Raw genomic sequence first — 11,311 nt, 5'->3', positions numbered from 1 at the left:
GCCGCACCGCCGACGACGACGATCCGTACGAGCGCGTCGTCGTCGCCAACGCCGACCAGCTCGCCATCGTCACAGCCCTCGCCGACCCCGAGCCCCGCCCCCGGCTGATCGACCGCTGTCTGGTCGCGGCGTACGACGGCGGCCTCGAACCCCTCCTCGTCCTGACCAAGTCGGACCTCGCCTCACCCGACAAGCTCCTGGAGCTGTACGGGGACCTCGACATCCCGTTCGTGGTGACGAGCCGCGAGGAGCTGGAGCAGGGCGGCGCGGCCGACCGGGTGCGCGCGCACCTCGACGGCAAGGTCACGGCGTTCGTGGGCCACTCGGGCGTGGGCAAGACCACCCTGGTCAACGCGCTCGTCCCCGAGGACCGGCGCCGGACGACCGGCCATGTCAACGCGGTGACGGGTCGCGGCCGGCACACCACGACCTCGGCGCTGGCGCTGCCCCTCGCGGACTCCGACGGCGGCTGGGTGGTGGACACCCCCGGCGTCCGCTCCTTCGGCCTCGCCCACATCGACCCGACGCGGGTCATCCACGCCTTCCCCGACCTGGAGGCCGGCACCGAGGGCTGTCCGCGCGCGTGCAGCCACGACGAGCAGGACTGCGCGCTGGACCAGTGGGTCGCCGACGGGCACGCGGACCCGGCGCGGCTGTACTCCCTGCGCCGACTGCTATCGACCCGCGAACGACGGGAAGGCGACTGACCCGCCGACGGGAAGGCGACTGACCTCCGCGTTGTTTGCGCCCCCCTCCACCCGGTAAGTGCATAATCGCACCAAGTCTGATCCAGACCAGATGAGACCTGAAGAGATCGGGCGAGATCGGACGAAGCGGTCACGGAACGTGGGGACACGGGAGGACGAGACATGGCGTGGCTGCTGGTGGTCGTGGCAGGTCTGCTGGAGACCGGCTTCGCCGTCTGTCTGAAGCTCTCGCACGGATTCACCAGACTCTGGCCCACCGTCGCCTTCTGCATCTTCGCCCTCGGCAGCTTCGGCCTGCTGACCCTCTCCCTGAAGAAGCTCGACGTCGGCCCGGCCTACGCGGTCTGGACGGGCATCGGCGCGGCCGGCACGGCGATCTACGGGATGATCTTCCTCGGCGACGTGGTGTCCACCCTGAAGATCGTCTCGATCACCCTCGTCATCGCGGGCGTCGTCGGCCTCCAACTCTCGGGCTCGGCCCACTGACGGACCCGCGCGCTCAGCGCATCGACGCACTGGCGGACCCCCGCCTCGGCGCATCGAGGCAGTAGGGGACCGGCGCCTCGGCTAGTGCTGTGACCGGAAAGGTTTGCCGGAAAGCTCGCGGCGTCCGGTGCGGTGCCTCGCAAGGCGGAGCATGACCCGCGTACTGGATGTACTCGGGTCATGCGACAACGCCGCGAGGTGCCGTGCCGGGCGTCGCGAGCCGGTGAACCTTTCCGGTCACAGCACTAGACAAGGGGCCTGCTCAGCTGGCGTGGCAGTGCGGTCCGCACCAGATCGGTGACCCCGCCCTCGCGCGGGGGCGCCGCGACGCAGGACAGGGCGAGCCGGACGGCGAGTTCGCAGGAACGGGCCAGCTCCACCGTGTCCGCCCTGGCGGTGCCGGGCGGCGACAGTGCGGCGACGGCCCGGTCGCGCACCAGCGCCACGAAGTCCGAGGGCGCGGGCAACGGCCCGTCCGCGCGGCGCTGCGCGGGCACCACGGAGGACGAGGGCACCGCCGAGAGCGTGAGCGCCGGCAGGCGCTCGCTCCAGCAGCCGGTGAGCATGGCCCGTACGAGCAGATTGCTCCGGGAGACCGCCACGGTCCACTCGGCGGTCGCGGCGAGCCTCTCCCGGCTGTCCACGGGGGTGGCCAACGCCCGTTCGACCCCTGCGAGATAGCCGTCCGCCTCCCTGCGGACCAGGGCCCGGGCGAGCCCTTCCTTGCTGCCGAACTCGTTGTACAGCGTCTGGCGTGACACTCCGGCCACCGCCGCCACGTCCACCATCCGCACGGTGGACCACGGGCGGCGCACCAGCGCCGTGTAAGCGGCGTCCAACAAGGACTCCCGCGCTGCAGGCATCATCGCCTCCCTGATACGAGCGGGCGGCTCTGGCCCTCAGATTTGACGCGCATCAACCCACTGTCAAGGGTTCGCGAGAGCGCCTACGGGCGCACTCCGGCCAACATGCGCGGGCCGACGGAACACCCGGAGGATCCCGTCGGCGTCAGGTACCCGCACTGCGCCACTCCGCACCCCGGGGGCGCCCCGCACTCCTCCAGGCGCTCCTGCCCCGGGCCCCCTATGGCCCCGCACCAACCTCGGCGGATACCGTTCGCACCATGGCCGACTACCTCGACGACCTCCGCTTCGCCCACGTCCTCGCGGACGCCGCCGACGCGAGCACCATGTCCCGCTTCAAGGCCCTCGACCTCAAGGTGGAGACGAAGCCCGACATGACTCCGGTGAGTGAGGCCGACAAGGCCGCCGAGGAACTCATCCGCGGCCATCTCCAGCGCTCCCGCCCCCGGGACGCGATCCTCGGCGAGGAGTACGGCGTCGAGGGCACCGGCCCCCGCCGCTGGGTCGTCGACCCGATCGACGGCACCAAGAACTACGTCCGGGGCGTGCCCGTATGGGCCACCCTGATCTCGCTGATGGAGGCGGGCGAGGGCGGCTACCAGCCCGTCGTCGGCGTGGTCTCGGCGCCCGCCCTCGGCCGCCGCTGGTGGGCGGCGAAGGGCCACGGCGCGTTCACCGGCCGCAGCCTCAGCTCGTCCTCCCGCCTCCACGTCTCCCGTGTCTCGAAGCTGTCAGACGCGTCCTTCGCGTACTCCTCGCTCAGCGGCTGGGAGGACCGCGGCAGCCTGAACGGCTTCCTGGACCTGACCCGCGAGGTGTGGCGCACGCGCGCGTACGGCGACTTCTGGCCGTACATGCTGGTGGCCGAGGGCGCGATCGACCTGTGCGCCGAACCCGAGCTGTCGCTGTGGGACATGGCCGCCAACGCGATCATCGTCACCGAGGCCGGCGGCACCTTCACCGGACTCGACGGCCGCCCCGGCCCGCACAGCGGCAACGCGGCAGCCTCGAACGGCCTGCTCCACGACGAACTGCTGGGGTACCTGAACCAGCGCTACTGAATCGCTGGTGCGCGTGCGGCTGTGGAGTGATCCCGAGGCGCCCCTGAACTGACCACGCGCGCCCCCTTGTTGACCCTCTCTTTGCCTGGGAAGCTGGCAGTCCCCCCACTTGTGAACTTGTGCAGTGCTCAACAGGCGCGCCGATGCGCCGTCATGACGACTGCCATGGTTCTCCAGGAGGTGACCGCACTCCATGCTCGTCCGCGACGCCATGAGCACGGTGGTTCTCACCATCGGCCCCGATCACACGCTCCGCCAGGCCGCCGCCCTGATGTCCGCACGCCGCGTGGGCGCGGCCGTGGTTCTCGATCCCGACGCCGGCGGACTCGGCATCCTCACCGAACGCGACGTCCTCAACTCCGTCGGTCTGGGCCAGAGCCCGGACATCGAGCGCGCCCACGCCCACACCACCAACGACGTCGTCTTCGCCGCGCCGTCCTGGACGCTGGAAGACGCCGCCCGCGCCATGGCGCACGGCGGCTTCCGGCATCTGATCGTGCTCGACGAGGCCGCACCCGTCGGCATCGTCTCCGTCCGCGACATCATCCGCTGCTGGGCCCCGGCGCGACAGCACGCGCCCGCGTGACCCCGACCGGGCCGGGACCCCAAGGAGTCCCGGCCCGTCCCGACGACAAGCGGTCCAACCCTGACCGACCGCACAGAGCCTGGACAGCGGCCCACCAGGCGCTTGTCGAGGTCCGGGCGGTGCCGTCCGCCGCTCTCCGGCCGAGGTCAACACGGCCTCACAGCACCGCTTTACGCCCCAGATCCTACATTGGACAAAGTCCAAGTCAATGCCTATTCCAAAGTCACACCCGTTCGGAATCTGTCCCCCTTGCTGTTACGCTGACCTGTATGAGTGACCTTCTGGAGCGGCTGCGCGGACGCGGATGGCGCATGACCGCGCAGCGTCGTGTCGTGGCCGAGGTCCTCGACGGCGAGCATGTGCATCTGACGGCCGACGAGGTACACGCGCGCGCTGTGGCCAAGCTGCCGGAGATCTCCCGGGCGACCGTCTACAACACCCTGGGTGAGCTGGTCTCCCTGGGCGAGGTGCTCGAGGTCGCCACGGACAAGCGCGCCAAGCGGTACGACCCGAACGCGCACCGCCCGCACCACCACCTGGTGTGCGCCCGGTGCGGCACGATCCGCGACGTCCACCCCACCGGCAACCCTCTGGCGGACCTGCCTTCCTCGGAGCGCTTCGGCTTCACCGTCTCCGACGTCGAGGTGACCTACCGAGGCGTCTGCCCGAACTGCGCGACGGCGTAGGCTTCACCACTTCGCTTCACACCGCACCACACCACACGACAGCCCCCGGTGGATCTGCTCTGCCGGGGGCTTCGCCGTTCTTCGGCCGCGGGATCCTCGTGCTCGGCCGTGGCCTCACGCACCGAAGGCCCGGAACCTCATCGGTTCCGGACCTTCGGCCTTCAGTAGCGGGGACAGGATTTGAACCTGCGACCTCTGGGTTATGAGCCCAGCGAGCTACCGAGCTGCTCCACCCCGCGTCGGTAAACGCAACCTTACGTGGCCCCGTCGACCAGCGCAAATCGCTTAAGTGTCGAGACGGGACGCACGGGCGTCACATCCTTACGGCGTCCTGCCCGTGCCCCGCCCGCGCCACCGGCTCCTACGCCGACAGCTCCTGCCGCAGTGCGTCCCGCAGCCGCGCCGCCCGCTCGGTGACCTCGGCCGGCCCGAGCGCCACCGCACGGTCGGCCCATCGCTTCCCTTCGACCAGCTCACCCCGACGCGCGTAGACGAGGGCGAGCCGCAGCGCCGCCCGCCCGTGCCCCGCGTCGGCGGCCCGGGCCCACCACACGGCGGCCTCCGGCTCGCTCCCCTCACGCGCCAGCAGCAGCCCCAGGTTGAACGCGCCGTTCCGCGAACCGGCCTCGGCGGCGATGCGGTACCACCGCGACGCCTCGACGACGTCACCCCGCCCCGCGGCCAGCATCCCGACGCGCACCTGCGCCCGCCGGTGCCCCTGCGACGCGGCCCTCTCGTACCACTCCTCGCACTCGTTCTTCTCGCGCACCGGCTCCCCCAGCTCATGCGCGGGCGCGGGCGGCCGACGCGCGTCGAGCACGGCGGCGAGCCGGTACGCGGCCTCCGCGCTGCCCCCGCCGGCGGCACACCGCAGATGCCGCTCGGCGGCCCGCTCGTCCCCTTCCCGCAGGCGCGCGATGGCGACCTGGAGCGCCGCCTCGGTGTGCCCGGCGGCGGCCGCCCGCTCGTACCAGACGAGCGCGGTCACGTCGTCGCCTCGCCCGGCGTGCAGGATCCCGAGGTTGAACGCGGCGTCGACACTGCCGGCCTCCGCGGCCTTGGAGAACCACGGCTCGGCACCGGCCGCGTCTCCGACCTGGAGCAGCAGGATGGCCAGCGCGTTGGCCGCCTCCCGGTGACCGGCGTAGGCGGCCTGGCGGTACCACTGCTCGGCCTGCGCGGTCCGCCCCTGCTCGGCGCAGAGCAGCGCCAGGTTGTACGCGCCGTTCACGTCACCGGCGTCCATCGCGGCCCGGTACCACCGCTCGGCGGTCTGGGTCTCGCCGCGCTCGGCGTGCAGCGCCCCGAGGGCGTTCGCGGCGTTGCCGTCGCCGTCCTGGGCGGCCCGCAGCCACCACACGGCCGCGCTCTCGGTGTCGCCCGCGTCGCGCAGCAGGAACCCGAGCGCGCACGCGGCCCGGGGCTCGCCGTCCTTGGCGGAGGTCAGGTACCAGCGCCCGGCCTCCTTGAGCTCGCCGCGCCGCTCCAGGATCGCGCCGAGGTGCAGCGCGGCCCGCCGGTGACCGCGCGCGGCGGCCTGGCGGTACCACTGCTCGGCCTCCTCGGCGGCGGTCGGCGCGACACCGTTGTCAGCCCCCGGCTCCCCCGCTCGCGCGGCGGAACGCCCTTCGCGTACGCCGTCCCGCCCTTCCCGGACCGCGATGCCCCGGCCGCCCCGTCCGCCGTCGCGACCGTCCCGTGCGGCCTCGCTGGCGTCCCGAGCGGCCCGTCCGTCCCGTGCGTCCCGTGTGTCCCGGACGACCTCGCGGCTCGCGCCGCCGATCTCCAGGGCGGCGCGGGCGATCCTCCGCCCCTCGCGGACGGCCGCGCGCTCCTCGCGCTCGGCGCGATGGTCGAGCGTCCGGGCGAGGCGGTACGCGGCCTCGCGGTGACCGCGTTCGGCGGCGACACGCATCCACTTCTCGGAGGCGGCGTCGCTGCGGTGCTCCAGCAGGTCGGCGAGGGCGTACGCGCCGAGAGCGTGGCCCTGCTCGGCGGACTGGCGCAGCCAGTACTCGGCGGCCGGCTCGTCGCCGCGCTCACGGTGGTGCCGTCCGAGCGCGTGGGCGGCGGCCGCGGAACCGGCGACGGCGGCGATCCGCCACCATCCGGCAGCGTCGTCGGGGTATCCCCTCTGGTGGAGCAGAACGCCCAGGTTGTTGGCGGCCGCGCGGTCCCCGGCGGCGGTGGCGGCACGCAGGTACGGCTCGGCCCCGTCGAGGTCGCCGCGACGCAGCAGCATGGCTCCGAGGACGCTCATGGCCTCGGAGTCACCGGCTTCGGCGGCGAGCCGCTGACGCGCCTCCTCGACGGCTTCCCCGGCCTCGTCCGGGTCCGCTGCCTGCGCGGAGTCACCCGCGGGGCGCGGACGGCCGATGGTCATCTCGGGCTCGGTGGTCAGGACGGACTCCCCCGACGGCTCGGACTCCGCGGGCAGCACGAGGTCGGCAGACAGCGCAACATCGACAGACTGCGCAAACCGCCCTGTCTCCAACAGAGTTGCCTTGTCCCCCATAACGTCCATCGTCGCACCACCTGCAACCTGGGTACACCTGGTATACCGCAGCCATTGAGGTCACTACAGCGTTTTGTCGACTTGCCCACAGAGCGACAAGTCAAACACAGATCTCCTCATGTCCCCAGGCAACACGTCGAAGGCCCGGATCCTTTGGAGGATCCGGGCCTTCAACTTCAGTAGCGGGGACAGGATTTGAACCTGCGACCTCTGGGTTATGAGCCCAGCGAGCTACCGAGCTGCTCCACCCCGCGCCGTTGCTCGGCAACCGTATCACGGCGCGGGGTGAAGCCTTGAATCACCCGCTCCCGGAGCCCTTGTCGGCGTCCTTGTCGCTCTTGTCGGCCTGGTCGCCCTTGTCGTCGTTCTCGCTGCCGCCGGTGCCGCCGGCCCCGTCGGCCTTGGACTGCGCGTCCTCGGCCCGCTTCAGCGCGTCCTCGAGGTCCTGCTGGGCGCGGCCGTACGCCTCCCAGTCGCCGTCCTTGAGGGCCTTCTGACCCTCGTCGAACGCCTTCTGGGCGTCCTGCAGCGCCTGTTGGACCGTCGGGTCGCCGGACGTCGGCGGCTCGTCGGTGCCTTCGTCGCCGTCGTCCGCCGGGGGCTCGGGGGTCGGACCCGCCGTCTCGAACACCTTGTTGAGCGCGGCGTCGAGGGTGTCCTCGAAGGCCGTGTTGCCGCCGTAGGTGACGAGAACCTTGCGCAGCAGCGGGTACTTGAGGCCGCCGCCTCGCACGTAGACGGGTTCCACGTAGAGCAGTCCGCCGTCGAGCGGGACCGTCAGGAGGTTGCCGTACTCGACCTGTGAGTCACCTCTCTTGAGGAGGCTGATGGTCTCGGCGATGTCCTGTTCGGAGTTGAACTGGCTCTGGACCTGTTTGGGGCCGTCGATCGGTTCGCTCGTCGGCAGTTTCAGGACCGTGATCTTGCCGTAGTCCGGTGTCCCCGCCTCGGCGTTGACCGACACGAAGGCGCTCAGGTTGTCGCGGCCGTTCGGCGTGAGCGTCGTGGTCAGCGAGAACGCCTGCGCCTGCTGACCCGGCAGCTTCATGCTCAGGTAGTACGGCGGCACCGCGTTGCCCGAGGTGTTGGTCGGGTCGTCCGGGACCTGCCACACCTCGCTGCCGCTGAGGAACGTCTCCGCGTCCTTCACGTGGTAGCGGGTGAGCAGTTCACGCTGGACCTTGAACAGGTCCTGCGGGTACCGCAGATGGGCCTCCAGCGACTTGGAGATCGCCGTCTTCGGCTCCACCGTGTCCGGGAACGCCTTCATCCAGGTCTTCAGGACCGGGTCCTTGGTGTCCCACTGGTAGAGCTTGACCTCACCGGTGTACGCGTCGACGGTCGCCTTCACCGAGTTGCGGATGTAGTTGACCTGGTTCTGCTGCGCCACCACCGCGCGCTGACTGTTGTCGGCGGTCAGCGAGTCGGCCGTCGTGTCACCGAGGGTGGTGCGGGAGGCGTACGGGTAGCCGTTGGTCGTCGTGTACGCGTCGACGATCCACTGGATCTTCCCGTCGACGACGGCCGGGTAGGCGTCGCCGTCGATGGTCAGCCAGGGGGCGACCGCCTCGACGCGCTCCTTGGGCGTGCGGTTGTACAGGATCCTCGAACCCTCGCCGATGGCACCGGAGTAGAGGATCTGCGGCTCGCTGAACGCCGCCGCGTACGCCGCCCGGTTGATCGGGTTGGAGAGGTTGATCCCGCTGTCGCCCTTGTAGCTGGTGGTCTTCTCACCGCTGTCGTCGGAGTAGTCGATCTCCTTCTGGGGACCGCCGACGATGGAGTACTGGGTGGTCTTCTCGCCGTAGTAGATGCGCTGCTGGTACTCGCCCAGAGTGCCCTTGGACGGCAGGTCGGACTCCGTGAACACCGGGCGGCCGCCGGAGGTGGCCTCGGTGCCCTTGGCGGCGACGACGCCGTAGCCGTGGGTGTAGCGGAAGTGGTCGTTGATCCAGTTGTTCTTCGGGATGCCGGCCAGGTTCAGCTCGCGCAGACCGATGACCGTGTCCTGCTCCGCGCCGTCCTCACCGCTGTACCGGTCGACGTCCAGGTTGGTGGGGAACGCGTAGTAGTTCCTCATCTGCTGGAGCTGCTGGAACGTCGGCGAGACGATGTTCGGGTCGAGCAGGCGGATGCTGGCGGCGCCGTCGGCGTCCTTGCGCAGCTTGGTCTTGTCGGTGGTGTCGCCCGTGCCCGAGTACTCCTGGACCGTGGTGCCGTCGATCCCGTACGCCTGGCGGGTCGCCTTCAGGTTCTCCTCGACGTACGGCGCTTCCTTGGCCTGCTCGTTCGGCTGGACCTGGAACTTCTGCACGATCGCCGGGTACAGCCCGCCGATGAGGATCGCGGAGAGCACCATCAGGCCGAAGCCGATGACGGGCAGCTGCCAGGTGCGCCGCCAGATCGTGGCGAAGAACAGCAGGGCGCAGATGACGGCGATGCAGAAGAGGATGGTCTTGGCCGGCAGATACGCGTTCGCGTCGACGTACCTCAGGCCCGTCCAGTTGCCCGTCGCCTTGAAGTCGCTGGACTTCACGGCGAGGCCGTACCGGTCGAGCCAGTACGCGACCGCCTTCAGGGCGACGAAGATACCGAGGAGCACCGACAGGTGCCCGGTGGCCGCGGCCGTGGCACGCGCACCCGGGGAGGTGACCCTGAGGCCGCCGTACAGGTAGTGGGTGAGCGCGGCGGCGATCACCGAGAGCACGGCGGCGGCGAAGCCGAAGCCGAGCAGGAAGCGGTACCAGGGCAGGTCGAAGGCGTAGAAGGAGACGTCCAGGTCGAACTGGGGGTCCTTCTGACCGAAGGACACGCCGTTGACCCACATCAGCCACGTACGCCACTGCCCGGAGGCGGAGGCGCCGGCGATGAGGCCGACCAGGGCCGTGATCCCGAGGAGCAGCCACTTCTTGTAGGGCGCGATGCCCATGCGGTACCGGTCGAGGCTCTGCTGCTCCATCGACATGGCACTCAGCGGCGGGCGCAGCCGGTGCGCCAGCCAGATGTTGAAGCCGACCGCGGCCGCCATCAGCAGACCGAAGACGAAGAAGAGCCCGATCTTCGTCCACAGCGTGGTCGTGAAGACGGACGAGTAGTTCACCGACCGGTACCAGAGCCAGTCCGTCCAGAACCCCGCGAACATGACGAACGCCATGCCGAGCGCGGCAAGGACGCCCAGCGTCATGAGCAGGGTCCGGACGCGCCGGGACGGTCGGCCGACTCTGATCCGCGGCCCCGTCGGGCCTCCGCCGCGGTCCGGCATCTGGAAAGCCAAGGTGTGCACCTCGAAAATCGCTGTCGACATGTCGGGACCGCGTCTACGGACCCTTCAGCGGGCCCCCTGGTCGTAGGAGCCTCACCTATTGCAACTTACTCACGCTTTACTCGGTTCCCGCTTCGGGTAACGAACGAGGCAGGATTGTGACCATGTCCAACACTCCCATGGCAGCGAACCCGCTCACCCGGGCCGTACTCGAGATCGACGAGTACGCCTCGGGCCTCGGCTGGGACCAGCCCGCTCGCCTCTTCGCCCTCGTAGACACCGCGCGCCTCAAGGCCCAGGAGCCCGCGCTCGCGGCACAGCTCGGTCTGGAGGAGGAGTCCGAGACCAGCGGCCTCACCCCGATCGAGCAGGACGAGATCCCCACCGGCAAGGCGCTGGACGAGTTCCTCGGCACGATCGCCTGGCCCGACGCGGTGGTCGGCTGCGCGCTGACCGTGGAGCGGCTGATGCTGCCGCCGTCCGTCGAGGCGTCCGTCCCGGATCACCTCGACGGGGCCCGGCTCACCGAGTGGGTCGCCTCCCACCCGGAGCGTCAGGAGGTCCGTATGACGGTCGCGGTCCTGCGGGACGGCTCCCGCGACTCCGCGCTGCGCCTGCGCGAGAAGGACTCCCAGACCGAGGTCCTCACCGGCCCCGAGCTGGTGCCGGGACTGGCCGAGGCGCTGACGGCGACGTTCGCGGACTGATCACTCGGAGGCCGTCGCGCGGCGGACCTCCGCCCTACGGCGGCGGGGGCGCCTCCTGGTGACAGAGCGCCCCCAAGCCCGCGTGGGCGTCAGCCCTTGGTGGTGCACTTCGGCAGGTCGGAGGTGTCTCCGGAGCGAATGTCCTTCAGGGCGCCGAGGGCGTCCTCGATGGTGTCGACCTTGACGAGGGTGAGTCCGTCGGGGGTGTCCTTGGCGGCCGCGGCGCAGTTGTCCTTGGGCGTCAGGAAGTACTGGGCGCCCTTGCCGCGCGCGCCGACCGTCTTCATCTCGATGCCGCCGATGGGGCCGACCTTGCCGTTGTCGTCGATCGTGCCGGTGCCGGCGACGAACTTGCCGCCCGTCAGATTGCCCGGCGTCAGCTTGTCGTAGATGCCGAGGGCGAACATCAGACCGGCGCTCGGGCCGCCGACGTCGGCG

The 11,311-nt window shown here is 70.5% G+C and carries 10 protein-coding genes and 2 tRNA genes; 6 read left to right on the top strand and 6 right to left on the bottom strand.

Annotated elements, in window-relative coordinates; all coding sequences use genetic code 11:
* Together rsgA and AOK23_RS24170 are read left to right on the top strand one after the other, a co-directional pair.
* Positions 1-707, top strand: a 707-nt coding sequence (gene rsgA, locus AOK23_RS24175) for a ribosome small subunit-dependent GTPase A (RefSeq protein WP_055714759.1), incomplete at its 5' end; no start/stop codon positions are given.
* A gap of 162 nt (positions 708-869) precedes the next feature.
* Positions 870-1,193, top strand: coding sequence for a DMT family transporter (locus AOK23_RS24170; RefSeq protein WP_055523585.1), 324 nt, complete (start codon positions 870-872; stop codon positions 1,191-1,193).
* 245 nt (positions 1,194-1,438) lie between these two features.
* Here AOK23_RS24170 and AOK23_RS24165 read toward each other — a convergent pair whose 3' ends face one another.
* Positions 1,439-2,059, bottom strand: a complete 621-nt coding sequence (locus tag AOK23_RS24165; protein WP_055714758.1) for a TetR/AcrR family transcriptional regulator — start codon at positions 2,057-2,059, stop codon at positions 1,439-1,441.
* Between the two features lie 257 nt (positions 2,060-2,316).
* Here AOK23_RS24165 and hisN point away from each other — a divergent pair, with 257 nt between their 5' ends.
* From hisN to AOK23_RS24150, 3 genes are all read left to right on the top strand, one after another.
* Complete coding sequence (gene hisN, locus AOK23_RS24160) at positions 2,317-3,117, top strand: histidinol-phosphatase (RefSeq protein ID WP_055539793.1); 801 nt, start codon at positions 2,317-2,319, stop codon at positions 3,115-3,117.
* A gap of 193 nt (positions 3,118-3,310) precedes the next feature.
* On the top strand, positions 3,311-3,703 hold the full coding sequence (locus AOK23_RS24155) for a CBS domain-containing protein (RefSeq protein WP_055515600.1): 393 nt from the start codon (positions 3,311-3,313) through the stop codon (positions 3,701-3,703).
* Between the two features lie 269 nt (positions 3,704-3,972).
* Positions 3,973-4,389, top strand: coding sequence for a Fur family transcriptional regulator (locus AOK23_RS24150; protein ID WP_055714757.1), 417 nt, complete (start codon positions 3,973-3,975; stop codon positions 4,387-4,389).
* A gap of 165 nt (positions 4,390-4,554) precedes the next feature.
* Here AOK23_RS24150 and AOK23_RS24145 read toward each other — a convergent pair.
* From AOK23_RS24145 to AOK23_RS24130, 4 genes are all read right to left on the bottom strand, one after another.
* Positions 4,555-4,628: transfer RNA gene (locus tag AOK23_RS24145), tRNA-Met, on the bottom strand.
* A 122-nt stretch (positions 4,629-4,750) separates the two neighbouring features.
* Positions 4,751-6,913, bottom strand: coding sequence for a tetratricopeptide repeat protein (locus tag AOK23_RS24140; RefSeq protein WP_206336278.1), 2,163 nt, complete (start codon positions 6,911-6,913; stop codon positions 4,751-4,753).
* A 171-nt stretch (positions 6,914-7,084) separates the two neighbouring features.
* Positions 7,085-7,158: transfer RNA gene (locus tag AOK23_RS24135), tRNA-Met, on the bottom strand.
* A 44-nt stretch (positions 7,159-7,202) separates the two neighbouring features.
* A complete protein-coding gene (locus tag AOK23_RS24130; protein WP_055714756.1) occupies positions 7,203-10,166 on the bottom strand; it encodes a UPF0182 family membrane protein in 2,964 nt (987 codons plus the stop codon).
* A gap of 164 nt (positions 10,167-10,330) precedes the next feature.
* Between AOK23_RS24130 and AOK23_RS24125 the strand changes: the two genes are divergently transcribed.
* Complete coding sequence (locus AOK23_RS24125; RefSeq protein WP_055714755.1) at positions 10,331-10,873, top strand: PPA1309 family protein; 543 nt, start codon at positions 10,331-10,333, stop codon at positions 10,871-10,873.
* 89 nt (positions 10,874-10,962) lie between these two features.
* Here AOK23_RS24125 and AOK23_RS24120 read toward each other — a convergent pair.
* Positions 10,963-11,311, bottom strand: a 349-nt coding sequence (locus AOK23_RS24120) for a S16 family serine protease (RefSeq protein ID WP_338056510.1), incomplete at its 5' end; no start/stop codon positions are given.

This window comes from Streptomyces torulosus (assembly GCF_001419765.1).
Lineage (GTDB): Bacteria > Actinomycetota > Actinomycetes > Streptomycetales > Streptomycetaceae > Streptomyces > Streptomyces torulosus.
The sequence above is the reverse complement of the archived record's forward strand: the minus strand, read 5'-3'. Positions and strand labels throughout refer to the sequence as shown.

Coding starts and splice junctions, on each gene's coding strand:
- AOK23_RS24170 (WP_055523585.1), top strand. CDS start 870: ATGGCGTGGCTGCTGGTGGTCGTGGCAGGTCTGCTGGAGACCGGCTTC.
- AOK23_RS24165 (WP_055714758.1), bottom strand. CDS start 2,059: ATGATGCCTGCAGCGCGGGAGTCCTTGTTGGACGCCGCTTACACGGCG.
- hisN (WP_055539793.1), top strand. CDS start 2,317: ATGGCCGACTACCTCGACGACCTCCGCTTCGCCCACGTCCTCGCGGAC.
- AOK23_RS24155 (WP_055515600.1), top strand. CDS start 3,311: ATGCTCGTCCGCGACGCCATGAGCACGGTGGTTCTCACCATCGGCCCC.
- AOK23_RS24150 (WP_055714757.1), top strand. CDS start 3,973: ATGAGTGACCTTCTGGAGCGGCTGCGCGGACGCGGATGGCGCATGACC.
- AOK23_RS24140 (WP_206336278.1), bottom strand. CDS start 6,913: ATGGACGTTATGGGGGACAAGGCAACTCTGTTGGAGACAGGGCGGTTT.
- AOK23_RS24130 (WP_055714756.1), bottom strand. CDS start 10,166: ATGCCGGACCGCGGCGGAGGCCCGACGGGGCCGCGGATCAGAGTCGGC.
- AOK23_RS24125 (WP_055714755.1), top strand. CDS start 10,331: ATGTCCAACACTCCCATGGCAGCGAACCCGCTCACCCGGGCCGTACTC.